16 protein-coding genes are annotated in these 17867 nt (G+C 72.3%); 5 read left to right on the forward strand and 11 right to left on the reverse strand.

Features of this window, described 5'->3' with window-relative positions:
- Window positions 1-140: 140 nt before the first annotated feature.
- On the forward strand, window positions 141-1472 hold the full coding sequence (locus E1288_RS14135) for an MFS transporter (RefSeq protein WP_132485098.1): 1332 nt from the start codon (window positions 141-143) through the stop codon (window positions 1470-1472).
- Window positions 1473-1522: 50 nt separating this feature from the next.
- On the opposite strand, the gene yczE is transcribed toward E1288_RS14135, so the two are convergent.
- Window positions 1523-2197 carry a membrane protein YczE gene (yczE, locus tag E1288_RS14140; RefSeq protein WP_235883537.1) on the reverse strand — a complete coding sequence of 225 codons (675 nt, stop codon included), beginning with the start codon at window positions 2195-2197 and terminating at the stop codon, window positions 1523-1525.
- 92 nt (window positions 2198-2289) lie between these two features.
- Here yczE and yczR point away from each other — a divergent pair, with 92 nt between their 5' ends.
- Window positions 2290-3675, forward strand: coding sequence for a MocR-like transcription factor YczR (gene yczR, locus E1288_RS14145; protein ID WP_235883538.1), 1386 nt, complete (start codon window positions 2290-2292; stop codon window positions 3673-3675).
- A 180-nt stretch (window positions 3676-3855) separates the two neighbouring features.
- Here yczR and E1288_RS14150 read toward each other — a convergent pair whose 3' ends face one another.
- Entirely contained in the window at window positions 3856-7107 is a 3252-nt protein-coding gene (locus E1288_RS14150; protein WP_235883539.1) for a BTAD domain-containing putative transcriptional regulator, read from the reverse strand.
- A gap of 113 nt (window positions 7108-7220) precedes the next feature.
- Here E1288_RS14150 and E1288_RS14155 point away from each other — a divergent pair, with 113 nt between their 5' ends.
- Entirely contained in the window at window positions 7221-8099 is an 879-nt protein-coding gene (locus tag E1288_RS14155; RefSeq protein WP_165968108.1) for an alpha/beta fold hydrolase, read from the forward strand.
- Between the two features lie 18 nt (window positions 8100-8117).
- On the opposite strand, the gene E1288_RS14160 is transcribed toward E1288_RS14155, so the two are convergent.
- Window positions 8118-8510, reverse strand: a complete 393-nt coding sequence (locus tag E1288_RS14160) for a winged helix-turn-helix transcriptional regulator (RefSeq protein WP_132485102.1) — start codon at window positions 8508-8510, stop codon at window positions 8118-8120.
- Between the two features lie 244 nt (window positions 8511-8754).
- Between E1288_RS14160 and E1288_RS49830 the strand changes: the two genes are divergently transcribed.
- On the forward strand, window positions 8755-8886 hold the full coding sequence (locus tag E1288_RS49830) for a hypothetical protein (RefSeq protein ID WP_268951831.1): 132 nt from the start codon (window positions 8755-8757) through the stop codon (window positions 8884-8886).
- Between the two features lies 1 nt (window position 8887).
- Here the strand turns inward: E1288_RS49830 and E1288_RS14170 are convergent, their stop codons facing one another.
- The 8 genes from E1288_RS14170 to E1288_RS14200 all read right to left on the reverse strand — a co-directional run bounded on the left by E1288_RS14170 (window position 8888) and on the right by E1288_RS14200 (window position 16113).
- Window positions 8888-10675: a DUF4185 domain-containing protein gene (locus E1288_RS14170; protein WP_132485104.1), complete on the reverse strand. Its 1788-nt coding sequence runs from the start codon at window positions 10673-10675 to the stop codon at window positions 8888-8890.
- A 1-nt stretch (window position 10676) separates the two neighbouring features.
- Window positions 10677-11060 carry an MFS transporter gene (locus E1288_RS14175; protein WP_165968109.1) on the reverse strand — a complete coding sequence of 128 codons (384 nt, stop codon included), beginning with the start codon at window positions 11058-11060 and terminating at the stop codon, window positions 10677-10679.
- Between the two features lie 198 nt (window positions 11061-11258).
- Window positions 11259-11405 (reverse strand): hypothetical protein, encoded by a 147-nt coding sequence (locus E1288_RS46920; protein ID WP_165968110.1) that lies wholly within the window; start codon window positions 11403-11405, stop codon window positions 11259-11261.
- 116 nt (window positions 11406-11521) lie between these two features.
- Window positions 11522-12253 carry a GntR family transcriptional regulator gene (locus E1288_RS14180; RefSeq protein ID WP_235883540.1) on the reverse strand — a complete coding sequence of 244 codons (732 nt, stop codon included), beginning with the start codon at window positions 12251-12253 and terminating at the stop codon, window positions 11522-11524.
- A 35-nt stretch (window positions 12254-12288) separates the two neighbouring features.
- Window positions 12289-12753, reverse strand: coding sequence for a ribose-5-phosphate isomerase (locus E1288_RS14185; protein ID WP_132485108.1), 465 nt, complete (start codon window positions 12751-12753; stop codon window positions 12289-12291).
- Complete coding sequence (locus E1288_RS14190) at window positions 12750-14474, reverse strand: dihydroxyacetone kinase family protein (RefSeq protein WP_132485110.1); 1725 nt, start codon at window positions 14472-14474, stop codon at window positions 12750-12752. The genes E1288_RS14185 and E1288_RS14190 overlap by 4 nt, the downstream gene beginning before the upstream one ends.
- Window positions 14475-14489: 15 nt before the next feature.
- Window positions 14490-15266: an SDR family NAD(P)-dependent oxidoreductase gene (locus tag E1288_RS14195; protein WP_132485112.1), complete on the reverse strand. Its 777-nt coding sequence runs from the start codon at window positions 15264-15266 to the stop codon at window positions 14490-14492.
- 25 nt (window positions 15267-15291) lie between these two features.
- Complete coding sequence (locus tag E1288_RS14200; protein WP_132485114.1) at window positions 15292-16113, reverse strand: sugar phosphate isomerase/epimerase family protein; 822 nt, start codon at window positions 16111-16113, stop codon at window positions 15292-15294.
- A gap of 215 nt (window positions 16114-16328) precedes the next feature.
- Between E1288_RS14200 and E1288_RS14205 the strand changes: the two genes are divergently transcribed.
- The gene (locus tag E1288_RS14205; RefSeq protein WP_132485116.1) at window positions 16329-17675 is read left to right on the forward strand and encodes an MFS transporter; all 1347 of its coding nucleotides are present in this window, start codon (window positions 16329-16331) and stop codon (window positions 17673-17675) included.
- The last annotated feature ends 192 nt before the right edge of the window (window positions 17676-17867 follow it).

Genomic DNA, 17867 nt, shown 5'->3' on the forward strand with positions numbered 1-17867 from the left:
GCCTGTCGCACCTCTGGTGCAGGATGGCCCGGCAGGGTCTCGAGCGGGTACGGCGACGCACTCCGGCTTGAGGTCCTCCGGGGCGACCGGCGATGATCTTGCTCCGGCCCCGTTGCCATCCCGACACGTGAGGACTGCCGATGACCACCCACGACGGCGAAGCCGCGTTACCGACGCGCCGGATCGCGCTCGCTTCCTTCGCCGGCACGACGATCGAGTTCTACGACTTCTTCATCTACGGCACCGCGGCCGCGCTGGTGTTCCCCAAGGTCTTCTTCCCCGCGCTCGGCACCGCGGCGGGCACGATCGCCTCGCTCGCCTCGGTCGCGGTGGCGTTCGTCGCCCGCCCACTGGGCTCCGCGCTGTTCGGCCACCTCGGAGACCGGTTGGGGCGCAAGCGGACCCTGGTCTACACGCTGCTGCTGATGGGGTTTTCGACCGTAGCCATCGGCGCGCTGCCGGGCTCGGCGACGCTCGGAATCGCCGCGCCGGTCATCCTCATGGTCCTGCGGTTCATGCAGGGCGTCGCGGTGGGTGGCGAATGGGGCGGCGCGGCCCTGCTGGCGGTGGAGTACGCCCCGCCCGGCAAGCACGGCCGCTTCGGGATGTTCCCGCAGCTCGGTCCCGGCACGGCCTTCGGCCTGAGCAGCGCGACCTTCCTGGCGGTCGAGCTGGTGCTGAGCCCGGACGCGTTCCTGGCCTGGGGCTGGCGAATCCCGTTCCTGCTCAGCGCCCTGCTGGTCGGCATCGGCCTCTACGTGCGGCTGCGGATTGAGGAGACCCCGGTCTTCCGCGAGCTGCACGCCGAGCGGGAACGCCGGATCCGGGACGCCGCGCCGCTGCGCGCCGCGTTCGGCCGCGACACCCGGCTGATCCTGCTCGCCGGGGGCACCGTGGCCGCGGCGTTCGCGCTGAACTACATGGGCACCGTTTACCTCACCACCTACGGCAGCACGGTGCTGGCGATCCCGCGCCCGACCATGCTCGCGCTCGGCGTGGTCGGCGGGATCGTGCTGGCCGCGGCCACGGCGGCCGGTGCGGCCGCATCGGACCGGTTCGGCAGGCGCCGCGTGGTCCTCGTCGGGAACGTGGTCACCTTCGCCTGCGGGCTGATCGCCTTCCCGGTCATCGACACCGCGAACACCGCGCTCGTCGGGATCGGCCTGTGCCTGCTGATGATCGGGGGCGGGATCGTCCTCGGCCCGGCGGCCGCCTACCTAGCCGAGCTGTTCGCCACCGGGCACCGCTACACCGCGGCGGGCATGAGCTACAACGTGGCGACCATCATCGGCGGCGGTGTGCCGCCCGTCCTCGCCGCGGGCCTGGCCGCCGCGTACGGCAGCAACGCCATCGGGGTGATGCTAGGGGTGTACGACGTGCTGAGCATCGTCTGCGGCCTGCTGCTGCCGGAAACGAAGGAGCGCTCACTCCGCCGGATCGACGCCCCGGCGCACTCGCTCGCACAGCAGTAGGAACGTCCACAGTGGGCGGATCCGAAGACTCTCGGGTCCGCCCACTGTGGTCACTCGTGGTCGCCGGCGAGGCGAACGGTCGTGAAGCGCAGGAAGTTCTGCACCATCGGGCCCATGCAGAACGCGATCAGCAGCGTGCCGAAGCCGACCGTGCCGCCCAGGATCCAGCCGGCGGCCAGGACGACCACCTCGATCCCGGTGCGGACCATCCAGATCGGCCTGCCGGTGATGCGCACCGCGCCGGTCATCAGCCCGTCCCGCGGCCCCGAACCGAACCTGGCCCCCAGGTAGACGGCGTCGAAGAAGGTCAGCATCAGCAGCCCGAGGACGAAGTAGCCGAGCTGCTGCGGCAGCGAAGCGGGCATCGGCAAGAAGGAAGCCGCGACGTCCGCGGACGTTCCGACCAGGACGACGTTCAGGAAGGTGCCGACCCCCGGCAGTTCCCGGAGCGGGATCCAGCAGAGCAGCACGGCGACGGCCGTCAGGTTCGTCGCCCAGCCGAACGTCATCCCCGAGCGCAGCGAGATGCCCTCCGCCAGAACGCTCCAGCTCGAAGCCCCCAGCGACGACTGGACCAGGAACGTGAGGGACGTGCCGTACCCGATCAGCCCCACGACCAGCTGCGGGAACCGCCACGCCTTCTTCTCGGCGCGGAGCTGCTCGGCGGCCGTCATCCGGCGGGCCACCGAATGGCGGCGGCTTTTCGGTTGCGAGATCGAAGCCACGGGTGTCCTCAACGTCGGTTCTGGATCAACGCCGACGATCGTGCCCGCCATCTGGCATCGGATGAAAGGGCCAGATCGTAGACTCTGGCCTCATGCACACGAGCAGCCACGCGCTCGCCCGGCTGTTGGGCGACTGGTCCGCGGGCCCGGGGCCCGCGCATCGCCGGCTCTCCGACCTGATCCGCCTGCTGATCCTCGACGGCCGCCTCCCGCTGGCCACCACGATGCCGGGCGAGCGAGATCTGGCCGCGGTGCTCGGGATCAGCCGCACCACGGTGGCCACGGCCTACGCCGCGCTGCGCGAGCAGGGCTATCTCAGCGCTCGCGCTCGCTCGCGCAGCCGGACCCGGGTTCCGCCGGGCGGGGACCGACCGGAGCCGGACACCACCGGCCGGGACCTGATCGACTTCTCCCACGCGGCCCCGCCCGCTCCCGGCGAGGCCCTGCACCAGGCGTACCGCCGGGCGCTGGACCAGCTCCCCCGCCACCTGCCGCGCCACGGCTATTCGCAGCTCGGGCTGCCCGAGCTGCGCACCGCCATCGCCCGGCGGTACACCGACCGCGGGCTGTCGACGACCCCGGACCAGGTCCTGATCACCAGCGGCGCGCAGCACGCCCTCGGGCTGATCGCGCGCACGCTGCTGCGAGACCGGGTCGTCGTCGAGCACCCCACCTATCCGCATGCGCTGCAGGTCTTCCGCGCGACCGGGTGCCGGGTCGTTCCGGTCCCGGTCACCGACACCGGGTGGGACGTCGAGAGCCTGTCCGCGGCCACCCGCGGCGCCGCGATGGCCTACCTCCTGCCGGACTTCCACAACCCGACCGGCCTCTGCCTGCCCGAGCGGGACCGGGCGGAGCTGCGGCCGGGCTGTCCGGTGGTGGTGGACGAGACGATGGCGGAGCTCGCCCTCGACGTCGATCCGCCGGTTCCGCTGGCCGCGCACCGCAACGGCGTCATCTCGATCGGCTCGGCGGCCAAGACCTTCTGGGGCGGCCTGCGGGTCGGGTGGATCCGCGCCGACGCCGATCTCGTCCAGCGGCTCGGGCAGGCGCGGTCCGGGATCGACCTCGGCACGCCGGTGGTGGAACAGCTCGCGTGCGCCGAGCTGCTGGGCGAGATCGACAGGCTCCTGCCGGACCGGCTTGCCGACCTCCGGCTGCGCCGTGGCCTGCTGCTGGACCTGCTGGCCGCGCGCCTGCCCGACTGGACGACCAGCCCGTCCGCGGGCGGCTTGTCGGTGTGGGCGCGGCTCCCCCAGCCGGCGAGCTCGGCGCTGGCCGCCGTGGCCCCGGAGTTCGGCGTGCGCCTGGCGGCCGGGCCGCGGTTCGGGATCGGCGGCGCGTTCGAGAGCTTCGTGCGACTGCCCTACTCGCTGGACGCCGCGGCGATGACGGCGGGGATCGACGGCATCGCCGAGGCTTTCGCGGCCGTGCAGGCCGGGCGACGCGCCGACACGCCACCGGCCGCGCTGGCCTGACTCAGAGGCCGTTTCGGAATGGCCACGCCGACTCACCGCGAAGGCCCTCGGCGCCGATGGCGGTTTCGCGCGAAACCGCCATTCCACGTGGGGCAGGGCGCCGGTTTCGCGCGAAACCGGCGCCCTGCTCACCGGGCGGCCACGTCCACACGTGCCCGCACACCACTCGGAAACGACTCCTCAGGTCAGGCGGGCGCGAGCGGCGGCGATCCAGTGCGGCGCCCCGGCTTGCCGCGCGACGGCCGCCGCTTGCCGGTAGTGGTTCCCGGCCGCTTCGCGCCGGTCCAGCGCGGCGGCGAGGTCGCCCAGGTACTGCGCGACGGGGCCGAGCACGAGCAGGCCGCTGCCCGCACCTGCGAGTTCGCCCGCGGCGGGCTGCAGCAGCTCGTAGACCCGCGCCATCATCGGCCGGTCCGCGAGCCCGATGGCCAGCACGGCTTCCAGGCACAGGCGTGCCTCGTAGAGCAGATCACGGGGCGAGTCTGGCAGCGCCCGCGCCGCGTCCCGGGCCTGCTCGCGGTGACCGGCGGCGAGCAGGCCCAGCGGGCGCACCCAGTCCTCGTACGGGCCCCAGTCCGCATTCCAGTCCACTTCGGACAGATCCGGCAGGCGCAGGCCCAGCAGGGCGAGCGGGAGGGCGCCCTGCTCCACACCCCGCATCCCGGTGCCCCGCAACCGGATCGTGGCCGCGCGGTAAGCGGCCTCCGCCCCCGCCGATTCGCCGGAAACCGCCAGCCGCAGCGCGGCGTACCACTCGGTGAATACACCCACCAGGGGAATCTCGTGGCGCTGGGCCAGCCGGTCGGCTGCCGCCGCGTGCTCGTCGGCGGCGGCGAACTCGGCCAGCGCGCAGTGGGCCTGGATCAGGATCAGGCGGCCGAGCACCTCGAAGGTCACCAGGCCGTGGCGTTCCGCCAGCTCGACCAGCTCCGCGCCGATGCGGGCGCGCTGCGGGGCGAGCCCGGCGCGCTGGAAGCACTGCATGAACCGGCCGTTGAGGGCGAACGCGATCAACGCCGGATCGTCCAGCTCGCGGGCGATCGCCTCGGCCTCGGCGGCGGCCTCGTGCCCGCGTTGCGCCCGCGTGCCGCGCAGTTCCAGCGCGAGTGTACTGAGCAGCTGGCTGCGTGCTTCGGCCCGGCCGTCCGGCAGGGCCGCCAGGGTGCGCTCGGTGGCCTCGATGACTTGCCGCGCAACGTCCTCGTCATCGTTGCGGGTCCAGATCGCGGGCACGTCGAACGCGCCGATCACCCGCGCCGTCAGATCGGGATCGCCGAGCTCGTCGGCCGCGGCGATCGCTTCGGCGCGGTGCCGCCGGGCCTCGTCGAGCCCGCCCGCGACCGCGAGGGCTCGCACCAGGCCCGTGATCAGCCCGAGCCGGGCGCGCGCGTCGCCGCTCCCGGAATGGTCGTGGGCCGCGATCGCTTGCCGCCACAGCCGCGCCGCCTCGTGCGGGGCGAACCGCCGCTCGGCCGCCTCGGCCGCCGCCTTGGCGTAGCGGGCGGCCCGGCCCGCCGTCCGGCGGTCGTCGGCGTGGAAGTAGTGGTGCGCCAGGGATTCCACCTCGCCGGGCCGCAGCTGCTCGATCGTCTCCGCGATGGCGGCGTGCCAGCGGGCCCGGCGCAGGCGCGGCGCTTCCTCGTAGAGCGTGTCGCGGATCAGCTCGTGGGTGAACCGCAGCCGGTTCGGGCCCGGTTCGGCCACGAATCCCATGAGCAGCGCCGATTCGACCACGTCGAGCACCAGGTCCTCGTCGCCGGCCAGCGGGACGAGCAGATCGAGATCGACGTCGCGGCCGACGACCGCGGCCTGGCGCAGGACCGTGCGCGCCGGCTGCGGCAGCCCGGCCAGGCGACGGCGGATGACGTCCCGCACGCCCGCCGGAACCCCGGAGAGCGCCTTGCTCCCCTCCGCGTCGAACAGCCGCGTGAGCTCCCGGACGAAGAACGGGTTGCCGCCGCTGCGCCGGTGGATCGCGCGGGTGGTCGCGGCATCCAGTTCCCGGCCGGTGACCGCGCGGGCGAGCTCGTCCACTTCGGTTTCCGCCAGGCCGCCCAGGTAGACCCGGGTCGGTTCGGCCGGGGCGAAGCGGCCGAGCGCGTCGGTGAGCGCTGCGGAGATCTCGGTGCTGCGGTAGGTCGCCACGACCAGCACCCGCCGGTCGACGGGCGTCGTCGCCAGGAATGCCAGCAGGGAAAGGGTTTCCTCGCCGGCCCGGTGCAGGTCGTCGAAGACCAGCAGCACGGGTGCGCGCTCGGCGACGGCGGACAGGTAGGAGGCGGCCGCCCGGTGCATCCGGAACCGCGCCGCAGCAGGGTCTTCGCCCGCCGCCGGTGGCACGGGCGGCGGATGCCCCGCGGCCGCGAGGGCGGTGGTGATCTCCGTCCAGGGCCACCCGGCGGGTGCGCCGTCCTGCTCCGGGCTGCGCCCCCAGGCGGTGATCCAGCCGGCTGCCGCGAGCTCGTCGGTCAGGGCTTCGGCGAGCGCGGTCTTGCCTGCCCCGGCTTCGCCGGAGATCAGCGCCAGCCCCAGGCGGCCGCGTGCGCCGGCGGCCGCGAGCTGCGCGAGCTCGGCCGCGCGGCCGACGATCGGCGGCTCGACCGGCTGGTCGGCGCTGGCCGGTGCCTCGGCCGGGACGGGCGCCGCGGACAGGTGCGGCGCCTGGCTGAGGATGTCCGCCTCCAGCCGTTGCAGGTCCCGGCCGGGATCCACGCCCAGCTCGGTCGCCAGGACCTTCCGCGCCTCGCGGAGCACGCCCAGGGCGTCGCCTTGCCGACCGCTGCGGTAGAGCGCGAGCGCCAGCAGCTGCCAGGCCGTCTCGCGCCAGGGGTGTTCGGCGACCTGGCCTTCCAGATCGGGCACCGCCTCGGCGGCCCGCCCCAGCGCCAAGGCCGCCTGCGCCCGCCGCTCCACGGCCAGCAGCCGCAGCTCGTCGAGCCTCGAGATCTCGTGACGCGCCCAGGCCCGGTCGTCGAACTCAGCGAGCGCGGGCCCCCGCCACAGCGCCAGGACCTCGTCCAAAGTGGACAGCGCAGTATCGGCCCGCCCCGCCGCGAGCATGGACGCGGAGTCGCCCACCGCCGCCTCGAACCGCTGGGCGTCCACCGATCCGGATGCCGCGCGCAGCGCATAGCCCGGCGCCGCGGTCACCAGCAGCCGGGCGGGCGAGCGGGGCGGCCGGTCCGGTTCGAGAGCTCGGCGCAAGCTGGAGACGACGGTCCGGACGGTGCCGACCGCGCTCTCCGGCGGGTCGTCCCACAGGTCGTCGATGAGCCGGGTGAGAGGCACGACCCGGCCCCTGGCGATCAGCAGCCGGGCCAGCACGGCGCGGTGCAGCGGTCCCTTGAGGTCGACCGGGCCGCTCGCACCGACCGCTTCCAGCGGACCGAGCACACCGAAGGTCACCCTCGACGCACTCACCTGCACAGACACGCCACGCACTGTATAAGCCGCCGCGCGAACCCGGGCGCTGAGCCGCCGTTGACCGGTTGTTGATCGGCCGCGCGCAGGCTCGACGGGTCAACGCGATACGAGGAAGGCCCACCATGGCACCGACGATCACCGGATTCGACTACCAGCGCGTCACCGTCGCCGACGGCGTGACGCTCAACGCGGCCGTGGGCGGCTCGGGCAGCCCGATCGTGCTGCTGCACGGCTTCCCGCAGACCCACCTGATGTGGCGGCACGTCGCCGCCGACCTCGCCGCCGACCACACCGTCATCTGCCCCGACCTGCGCGGATACGGCGACAGCGACAAGCCCGCCGACACCGCCGGCCGGACCTACTCCAAGCGCACCATGGCCGCCGACGTCGTCGCCCTCGCCCGTGCCTTCGGCCACGAGCGCTTCGCGCTGGCCGGGCACGACCGAGGAGCCCTGGTCGCCATCCGCGCCGGCCTCGACCACCCCGAGACGATCACCCACCTCGCCTCGCTCGACGTCCTGCCGACGCTGGACATGTGGAACGTCATGCACGGCACCTCGGCCGCGGTGGGCTTCCACCTCTACCTGATGGCCCAGCCGCCCGGCCTGCCGGAACAGATGATCAGCGCCAGCGCCGACGCGTTCTTCGGCCACTTCCTCGACATCTGGGCCCAGGACCCCGGCGCCATCCCCGCCGACGTCCGCGCCGCCTACCTGACGGCCTCTCGCGAAGCGGTCACCTCGATCGTCGCCGACTACCGCGCTTCGGCTCACGTCGACGTCGAGCACGACGAGGCCGACCGGAAGTCGGGGAACCGGCTGCGGATGCCGGTGACCGTCCTGCAGCAAGACTGGGGCGCCGTGCTCGGCTTCGACGCCGCCGCCCTCTGGCGCGAATGGGCGCCCGACCTCCGCCACGTCCCGGTCTCCTGCGGCCACTTCATGGCCGAAGAAGCCCCGGCGGAGGTCACCAAGGCCCTGCGCGAACTCCTCACCCGTTGAAGTCGCCCGGCGACTGGGTCAGGCGTGCTGCTGCGCGTCGAAGCGGTGGCGGGACGCCTCGATCTCGTCGAGGTGCATGCGGCTCCACGCGCACATGCCGTTGACCGTGTCGCGGAGCGACCGGCCCGCATCGGTGAGGCGGTACTCGACGCGCGGCGGCACGGTGGGGTGCACCGTGCGGTGCACCACGCCGTCGCGTTCGAGCCTTCGCAGGGTCTGGGTGAGCATCTTGTGGCTGATGCCCTCCACCTCGTCCCGCAGTTCGCTGAAGCGGAGGGTGCGGTCCCGCAGGACCTCGATGATCAGGAGCGACCACTTGCTGGCCACGCCCGTGAAGATCTCGCGGGCGAGGGAGTCGGCACGCACCGCATCAGCGTCCTCGGGCGCCCGCCCGGCCTGCTCCGAACCCACGAAGTTCCCCCTTCGCCCGGAAACGCGTTCCTACTCCACGAAGCGTACTCACCTTCAGTGCCTCGGTTACCGGAAGAGACCAGTACCTCGGTCGTGAGCATTTTGGAGCGCCATAGCGACCCAAACCACTCACGAGCCGAGCTGCACGCGGCGATCCTGGACGAGGTCCTGGGCAGCATCGATCCGCCCGTCCGGCGGCGACTGGCGCGAGCGCCTGGAGCAGCTGTTCACCGCCTACACCGCGATGCTCTTCGAGAACCCCGTCGGCGAAGGGACGCGGCTCCTCGACAACCACGGTGCCGTCCACCTGCACATGCCCGACGACGGCGCCGACCCGGTCGGGGGCCTGCTCGCCCAGTTCGCCCCGCAGCGCTAGGTCACCGGCCGTCGAAGTACACCTCCAGCTCGGCGATCGACGTGAACGTCGCCGTGCCGCCGGGGATTCCGGTGATCCGGACGCCGTCCCCGGCGATCGGGTCGAACGCGAGCACGTAGGTCTTGTTCGGGCCCGCGGTGCTGTCGTAGGGGTACGCGGGAGCGGTCGTCAGGCCGCTGACGCCCACCCAGTTCGCGCCCTGGCGGACCTGCACGGTCAGGTCGCGGGCGAACCAGCCGCCATCCGAGAACATGCTGCCGGTCGTGTAGACGACGCGGTCGATCCAGTACTCGTCCTGCCAGACGTACCCCCAGAAGTCGGCCTGCTTGCGGGCGCCGTCGAAGCTGTCCTCGCTCTCCCCCCGGACGCCGTTGTTGAGGTAGTCGCCGTGGCCGTAGTGGGCCGACTTCTCGATGGGGAACGGCCTCCTCCCGGGAGCGGCGAGGTTGTCCGCCGGGTCGGGCGGGTTCTGCCCCGGATCGCCGGGCCTGCGCGGGGAAACGTGGAACCGGCGCAGCGAGAACTCGTAGTTGGGCAGCCCGCACGCCACGTTCAGGAACCAGTTGGACTGCAACCACATCCGCGTCCCGTCCGCCGAGACGAACTTGGCCGGGATGGTGGGCGCGTAGCCGCCGTTCTTCGGCCCGGCGCAGGCCGGCTTCGGTTCGCCGGTCTCCGGCGTCGGCACGTCGTGGCCGCCCGGCACGGGGAGCAGCCGGGCGCGGCCGGGGCGGCCGAACCAGGGCTGGGCGCCGAAGTCCTTCGACATGAACAGCCGCCAAGGCCCCCACGGCGCCGGTGCCTCGTAGAACTCGAAGGTGTACTCGGTCCACGAGGTGTAGATGAACCGGCGCAGCGGGGCGTTGTAGAGGACGCCGCCCTGGGAGACCACGGTCAGATCGCGGCGGCCTTCGCCGTGCAGGTCGGCGTACAGCCGCCGTTCGTCGGTGAGCACCGGCGCCTTCTCGCCGATGCTTGCGCTCCACTGTGGACTGCCGTCGCTCCCCGCCCCGGCGTAGAACCGCCAGGTGTCCCGCTGCTGGATCGAGTTCCGGGGAACCCGGGCCAGGTACAGGCTCGTCGGCGAAGTCACCTCGTTGCTGTAGGAATCGCGCCAGTTGCCGTCCAGGCCGTAGGCGTACACGTACCCGGCGTTCTCCGGGCCTAGCGACCGGGCGTGCTCCTGGCTGCGGCCGAAGTCGAGGAACATCACGGTGGTGAAGACGTGGCCGGTGAACATCGGTTCGGACGACTGCTGCCAGGTGAGCCCGTAGTCCTCCGACTTGACGACGGTGGCGTCCACGGCGTCGTCGAACGCGGTGGACGCGGGCGCGAAGCGCAGGTCCTGCACCGCCAGGTACAGCTCGTCCCGGCCGTCGCCGTTGCCGTCGACGGCGACGATGCCGGTGGGTTTCGCGTTGTACAGCTTGGGATCGGCGTGGGGCTTGGCGACCGCGTCGCCGGCGGCCAGCCGTTCGCCGCGCAGGCCGGTCTCGGGCGTTCCGGCGATCCGGTTCACCACGATGGCCGCCATCGGATCGTCGCCGAAGCCCTGGCCGTCTCCGTTGGCCGTGTAGACGTAATCGTCGTCCGCCCAGCAGGTCGGCCACAGGTCACCGGTGCTGTCGGTGGTGACGGTGGCGGCGTACTCGCTGAACGCGGTCGCGAAGAACGTGCTGGCCGGATCGGCGACGGTCAGGCCTTGCGCCTCGCCCGCGCGCGGCACGCCGCCGAGGAGCACCGCGCCCGCACCCGCGAGCGAGAGCTTGACGAACTCGCGCCGGTCCACGTCATCCCTCCGGCCGGAAGCGGGCGCCTCGCCGGAAGGCCCGCTCCAGCGATTCCAGGCTCCGCTGCTTGGTCTCCGGCACGCACCACCAGACGATCACGCCCGCGGCGGCGTAGCCGGTGAACACGACCCCGGCGGCGAGCAGGACGCGCTGCCGCCCGAGCCGGTCGGCCGCCGGCCCGCTGCCCAAGGCCCCCACCATCGCCCCGACGGCGGTCGAGCTGACGACGGCGCCCTTGAGCAGCGGGGTGAGCGGCAGCTCGTGTGGGATGAACAGGATGGCGGCCGAGATGATCCCGTTGTCGTAACCGAAGAGGATCGCCGCCGGCGACCCCAGCGCGTAAACGCGCCGGGTGACCTGGGACTTCGAGGACGGCGCTGCCATCGACCACCTCCACGCGGCAACGGGCACCGGGGAGGGACGAGCAAGTGAGCTCCGATCGCGCCGCCCCCTCGACGCGCCCATCACACCCCTGGTACCCCGCCCGCGGGACCGCAATACCTTCGACGCGCCGGTTCCAGCTGCGCGGAGCATCCCGCAACCCACCGTCCTGGCGTCGGTCACCAGCTGATTGCGCAGGTCTCAGGCGAGGAAGTCCGCGACGTTCTTCACCACGGCGGCGTAGGCGCCGTCGACGTCCTGGAACTCCGGGCAGAGGCTGGTCACGTCTCCGTCGAGCAGGTAGGCCACATCAGCCCAACCTCCTGCCCAGACGACGACTTCGATCATCGCGGCCGAGCGACGGGGGGAACCCTGTGCCGTGGCGCGCTTTCGGGCCGCCGGCGGATCGAATCCACAGTGGACATCGCCGGAACGGCGAACGCCCGGCCGGGGCCGGGCGTTCGTCAGGCGTGCTTCTCCGGTCGTTCTTCCTGGCCGGTCGGCGGGGCCTCGCCCAGGATGTTGATCGGCCTGCGGCTGCGGACGGTCCCGAACAGCAGTGCCTGCGCCGTTGCCACCATGTGGTCCTGGATCACCGTTTGCGTCTTGACGGGGTCGCCCGATTCGATCGCCGTGACGATCTCCAGGTGGCGGTCGGCGCTCATGTTGCTCAGCGCTCGCTCCAGGCCGCGGTACATGATGCACATGCGGATCGAGCCTTCCAGCAGCTTCCACGACCGCAGCAGCGCGTCGTTCCCGGTGAGCTCGCACAGCAGCTCGTGGAAGGCCAGGTCCGCCTCGATCTGCGCCTCCAGCGAGACCTGCGCGGCCGCCGCCATGTCGTCGACGGCGGCGCGCAGGCTCTGGCAGTGCTGTTCCCGGTAGTAGCTGGAGGCCAGCGTCTCACCGGCCACCGCCTCCAGCGCGGCCCGGACGGTGAAGGTGTTGATGATGTCCTTCTCGTCGATCTGCCGGACCGCGACCCGGCCGCGATCGCCGTAGGAGACCAGGCCCTCCTGCTGCAGTTCGCGCAGCGCCTCGCGCAGCGTGCCGCGGCTGATGCCGAGCTGGTCGGACACCTGCACCTCGCCGAGGTGGGTGCCCGGCGGGAACGTGCCGGTGGTGATCGCCTTCCGCAGGGCGTCGACGGCCATCTGCCGGAGGTTCCGGCCTGCCTGCGCCTGACGGCTCACCACTCGCAGCCTCCTCGGTTCCGCGCCACCGACGGCGCTCAGCACCGTTCGTACTCGGCAATCAACTCTACCTTCGCCGCGCTGGGCGATCGGTGGTCGAACTCGTAACCGAGCCATTCGCGCACCAGCCGGCGGGCCAGTTCGAGCCCCACCACCCGCTGCCCGAGGGCCAGCACCTGGCAGTTGTTGGACAGCACGGACCGCTCCACCGAGTACGAGTCGTGGGCGGTGGTGGCCCGCACGCCGGGCACCTTGTTGGCCGACAACGCCATCCCGATGCCGGTGCCGCAGACGAGCACGGCCCGGTCGGCGGTGCCAGCGCGCACGGCCTCGCCCGCGGCCAGCCCGATCTCCGGGTACGGGCGGTGCACGTCGTCGGCGTCGCGATGCACGCCGAAGTCGATCACCTCGGTCACCCGGGGATCGGCGCGCAGGTCGGCGGCGAGGCGTTCCTTGTAGTCCAGTCCGGCGTCGTCGCAGCCGATCGCGATCCGGTAGGTCATCGGAGTTCTCCCGTCAGGTGGTCGGCGATCGTCCGGGCGATCAGGGCAGTGGACACCGCGCCGGGATCGGGCGTGCCGATGCTGCGCTCGGCCAGCGGCCGGGCCCGTCCCTTGCGCGGCACCAGTTCCGCGGTGTTCCGGGCCGCCTTGTCGGCGGCCTCAGCTGCGCTCGGCCACGCGACGGCCGCCGGAGCACCGGCAGCGACGGCGGACAGCAGTTCGGCCCGGAACGGTTCCAGTGCGTCCACCAGCGTCTTGTCTCCGACCGCCGCGCCGCCGAGCGTTGTAATGCGGGTGGTCAGGGCGTCTACCGCCTCGGCCGCGACTTCCGCACTGCCGCCGCGGTCGCCGATGGCCTCCCCAGCGGCGCGCAGCCCGGCGCCCCACAGGACGCCGGACGTGCCGCCCGCGCGCGCCGCCCAGCCGTCCCCGGCGGCGGCGAGGCAGTCCCCCGCTCCCGCCCCGGCCCACTGGGCCTCCTCGGCGGCGGCCAGCGCGGCGCCGATGCCGCGGACCATGCCGCGGCCGTGGTCGCCGTCGCCCGCCACGGCGTCGATGGCACCCAACTCGTTCTCCGCTTCCCCCAACGCCGAAGCCACCTGGCGCAGCGCCGCGAGCACGTGTTCCGCGAGCTCGCGGGACTCGGCCGAGGCGGGCGAGTACACCGGCGCAGTCGTTTCCGGCTCGCTCGCCTCGGGCTGGGCCGCCGCCTGCGGCTCGTCGGCCGTCCGGCCGCGCCGGAACGCCGGGGTCCACGCCGGAGCCGCCCACAGGCGTTCGAGTTCGTCGTCCAGCCACGTGACGGTGAGCGACACCCCCGCCATGTCGAGGCTCGTCACGAGCTCGCCCACCTCGGGCAGCACCGGGACGTGCCCCGACTCGCGCAGCAGCGCGGCCACCGGCCGCCACAGCACGAGCAGTTCCTCCTGCTTGACCGCGCCGAGGCCGTTGAGCAGCACTGCCACCCGCTCCCCCGCGTCCGCGGGCTTCTCGGCCAGGAGCCTGCTGACGAAGTCGGCCGCGAGTTCCCCGGCCGAGGGCAGGGGAACGTCCCGCAAGCCGGGCTCGCCGTGGATGCCCAGCCCCAGGCCCATCTGCCCGTCCGGCACGCTGAACAGCGGCTCGGGCGCGCCGGGGAAGGTGCATCCGGCGAACGCGGTGCCGATCGTGCGCGTGCGCTCGTTGGCCTTCCGGCCCGCCCGCACGACCCCGGCGAGGTCCATGCCCTCGTCGGCGGCCGCGCCCATGATCTTGAAGACCGCGAAGTCGCCCGCGATGCCGCGCCGCCGCTGCGCTTCCGCCTCCGGGGCGCTCGCGATGTCGTCGGTGACCACCACGTTGTCGACGGCGATCCCCTCGGCCCGCAGCCGGTCGGTGGCCAGGCCGAAGTTCATCACGTCGCCGGCGTAGTTGCCGTAGCTGAACACCACCCCGGCGCCGGACTGCGCGGCCATCGCCACCGAGTAGGCGTCCTGCGCGGACGGCGACGTGAACAGGTTGCCGCTGACCGCGCCGTCCGCCAGGCCGGGGCCGATGATCCCGTAGAAGGCCGGGTAGTGGCCGGAGCCGCCGCCGGGCAACACCGCCACCTTCGGGCGCTGCGGGCGGGCCCGCCGCACCGCGCCGCCCGGCACCTGCCGCACCAGGCCGGTGTGCAGCTCGCAGAACCCGGCCAGCGCGTCGTCGGCGAACGTGGCCGGATCGTCCCACAGATACGTCATGTCACCCATCCGTCCTCAGTGGAGGAACGACCCGCCGTTGATGTCGATCGTGGTGCCCTGCAGGTAACCGGCGTCGTCGGTGGACAGCCAGGTGATCACCGCGGCCACGTCGTCCACTGTGGCCTGGCGGCCGATCGGGATGCCGCTGGTGATGGCGTCCTCCAGCTCCGGAGTGGTCGCCCCCGCGCGGATGTCGGTGTCCACCGCGCCCGGCGCGACGGCGTTGACGGTGATCCCGGCCGCGCCGAGCTCCTTGGCCAGCGACTTGGTGAACCCGAGGATGGCGGCCTTCGCGGCGCAGTACGGGGTCTTGCCGAACACTCCCCCGCCCTGCTGGGCCGACACCGACGACATGTTGACGATGCGTCCCCAGCCCGCCTCGATCAGGTCCGGCAGGAAGGCCTTGGTGACCAGGTAGGTGCCGGTCGCGTTGACCGCCAGCACCTTGTTCCACAGGTCGAGGGTGGTCTCCAGGAACGGCACCGGCGAGGTGATGCCCGCGATGTTGGCCAGCGCGCCGACCGCGGGCAGCCGACCCGCGGCCACCTCGGCCCGCACCGCGTCGTAGGCGGCCTGCACCGACGGCTCGTCGGCGACGTCGATGCCGTGCGCGAACACCGTCGCGCCGGTCTGCGCGGCGATGTCCTCGGCGGCGGCCTTCGCGGCCGGTTCGTCGAGGTCGAGCACGACGACGGCCCACCCCTCGCGGGCGTACCGCAGTGCCGCGGCCTTCCCGATGCCTCGCGGCGCGGCCGCGCCCGTCACCACCGCCGTGCGCTGGATGCTGGTCACTGCTGGTCCTCCTTCGGTCGACGATTCAGAGCAGGGTCGCGATGTACTCGGCGGCGCGCACCGCCGCGGCGGGCCGTTCGTCGTCGGTGACATCGCGGGTTTCGAGTTCGAGCGCGAACGATCCGCCGTAGCCGACGGAGCGCAGCGCCTCGAACGCGGCGGGGAAATCGACCACGCCGTTGCCGATGCTGTGGTTGATCCCGCCGGGGACGGCGTCCCTGAGGTGCACGTGGGCGATCCGCGGCCCGAACCGCAGCGCGAAGGCGGCCGGGTCGCCGCCGGAGGCAACGATGTGGCTGGTGTCGAGCACGACGCCCACCGCCTGATCCAGCCGCTCGATCAGCTTCGCGGCCAGGTCGACGTCGGCGCACAGGCGGAAGAAGTGCGGCGCCTCGACCCAGATCGCCACGCCGTGGGCGCTCGCGAGCTCGGCGGCCCGCGCGAGCTCGCCCGCGACGCGATCCAGGTCTTCGCCGAGGCCGGTCACCGGCTCGTGCGACTGGGCGCCGCACGGCAGCACCAGAGCCTCCGCGCCGCAGCCCACGGTCAGATCGAGCAGGTGGCGCAGGTGCGTCTCCCGCTCCCGGGCGGCGTTCGCGTCGAGCACGAGGTTGAGGTCGCCGATGTCACCGTTGACCGACCGGACGGCGAGGCCGCCCGCCCGCACTGTCGACACCACCTCGGCCACGGCGGCCTCGGTCAGCTCGTAGGGCACGTGGTCGCACACGCCGGGCAGCGCGCCCAGATCGATCTCCGCGAAGCCGCACCCCGCGATCACGCCGAGCGCCTCGGACAACCCGAGGTGGCGGAAGCTGATGGTCGAGCACCCGGGCCAGCGGTCCGACAAGGTTCCTCCTCAAGCAGCGAATGCGGAGATGTTAACAGTGATCTGTCAACACACAAGAGCATCCCACCAAGTGCGATTGTTACCGCTTGTGGCAGCAGTTTTACTCGACAGATCACTGTTGACAAACCGGCGAACAGAGCTGAATATCTCCCGCAGTGTTGACACTGCTGAGCCGGTGTCGACAACGTCGAACTACCCCAATGAAGAGGTGAGTGATGAGCGCGGAACCGCTGCGCATTAGCGGGCCGGTGCACGGCACACCGGACGTGCGCCGGGTGGCGTGGGGATCGACCGCGGGCGCCGTGATCGAGAGCTACGACTTCATCGGTTTCGGCACGGCCGCGGCCCTCTACTTCGGCATCGCGTTCTTCCCGAACGCCTCACCGATCGTCGGGACGCTGTCGGCCTTCGCCACGCTCGGCGTCGGGTTCATCGCCCGGCCGCTCGGCGGCGTCATCGGCGGCCACCTCGGCGACCGGATCGGCCGCAAGCCCGTGCTGGTCGCCTCGCTGATCGTGATGGGCCTGGCCACGTTCGCCATCGGCCTGCTGCCCACCTACGCGCAGGCCGGCGTGCTCGCCCCGGCGCTGCTGGTCACCGTGCGGATCATCCAGGGCATCGCCTACGGCGCCGAATGGGGTGGGGCGATCCTCATGACCTACGAGCACGCCCCGTGGCTGCGCAAGGGCAAGTTCACCGGCATCGTGCAGGCCGGCTTCCCGATCGGGCTGCTGCTGGCCAACCTCGTCTTCCTCGGCTCGGTCGCGCTGCCCGGCGACTGGGCCTGGCGCGTGCCGTTCCTGGCCAGCCTGCTGCTGGTGATCATCGGGCTGATCGTGCGGTCGAAGGTGCCCGAGTCGCCGGTGTTCGAGGACGTCCGGGACAGCGGCGAGATCGTCAAGTCGCCGATCGTCGAGGTGATCAAGGACGACTGGCGGAACCTGCTGCGCGGCATCGGCCTGCGCATCGCCGAGACCGCGGGCTACGCCGTGGCCATCACGTACATGATCTCCTACCTGAAGTCGGAGAAGCTGGCCACCAGCGGCGAGACGATCCTGTCGCTGTGCGTCGCCTCGGCGATCGGCATCTTCGCCACGATCGCCTGGGGAGGGCTGACCGATCGGGTCGGGCGGCGCCCGGTGTACGTCTGGGTCTGCCTCTTCGGCGCGGCCTGGGCGATCCCGATGTTCCTGCTGGTCAACACGGGCTCGGTGCTGGCGATCATCGCCACCGTGGCCATCTCCTACGGCGTCTGCCAGAACGCGCTGGCCGGCTCGCAGGGCGCGTGGTTCCCGGAGCTGTTCCAGGCGAAGACCCGCTCCTCGGGCGCCTCGCTGGCCTACCAGATCTCGGCGATGATCTCCGGCTTCACGCCGTTCGTCACCACCCTGCTGTTCCTCGCGCTCGGCTGGATGGGTCCCGCGCTGCTGTTCCTGGCCTACTCGGTGCTCGGCCTGGTCGCCGCCCTGCTGACCCGCGAGACCTTCGGCAAGCGGGAGCGGCAGGAAGCGCTCCGCCGCAGCGCGGAGAACGACGAACCCCGGCCCGCCGCCGCGCACTGAGAGGCCTATTTCCAGACTCGTCTTGCGTGGCGGTGCGGGTGGCGGAACCTCAGGCGTCTTCTCGCTGTGGGTTCCCCGACATCATGAATGACCAATTCACCACGTCGGGGCTGTCCTCGCGAGAAGACCCCTGAGAACCCGCGGCGGTGCAAGCTGCCCGGGCGGGCTAAGCGGCTACGCCGCTTCAAAGAC

The sequence above is a fragment of the Saccharopolyspora elongata genome (genome assembly GCF_004348985.1).
Classification (GTDB): domain Bacteria; phylum Actinomycetota; class Actinomycetes; order Mycobacteriales; family Pseudonocardiaceae; genus Saccharopolyspora; species Saccharopolyspora elongata.

Coding starts and splice junctions, on each gene's coding strand:
- E1288_RS14205 (WP_132485116.1), top strand. CDS start 16,329: ATGAGCGCGGAACCGCTGCGCATTAGCGGGCCGGTGCACGGCACACCG.
- E1288_RS14185 (WP_132485108.1), bottom strand. CDS start 12,753: ATGACCTACCGGATCGCGATCGGCTGCGACGACGCCGGACTGGACTAC.
- yczR (WP_235883538.1), top strand. CDS start 2,290: ATGCACACGAGCAGCCACGCGCTCGCCCGGCTGTTGGGCGACTGGTCC.
- E1288_RS14135 (WP_132485098.1), top strand. CDS start 141: ATGACCACCCACGACGGCGAAGCCGCGTTACCGACGCGCCGGATCGCG.
- E1288_RS46920 (WP_165968110.1), bottom strand. CDS start 11,405: ATGATCGAAGTCGTCGTCTGGGCAGGAGGTTGGGCTGATGTGGCCTAC.
- E1288_RS14190 (WP_132485110.1), bottom strand. CDS start 14,474: ATGACGTATCTGTGGGACGATCCGGCCACGTTCGCCGACGACGCGCTG.
- E1288_RS14155 (WP_165968108.1), top strand. CDS start 7,221: ATGGCACCGACGATCACCGGATTCGACTACCAGCGCGTCACCGTCGCC.
- E1288_RS49830 (WP_268951831.1), top strand. CDS start 8,755: ATGCTCTTCGAGAACCCCGTCGGCGAAGGGACGCGGCTCCTCGACAAC.
- E1288_RS14175 (WP_165968109.1), bottom strand. CDS start 11,060: ATGGCAGCGCCGTCCTCGAAGTCCCAGGTCACCCGGCGCGTTTACGCG.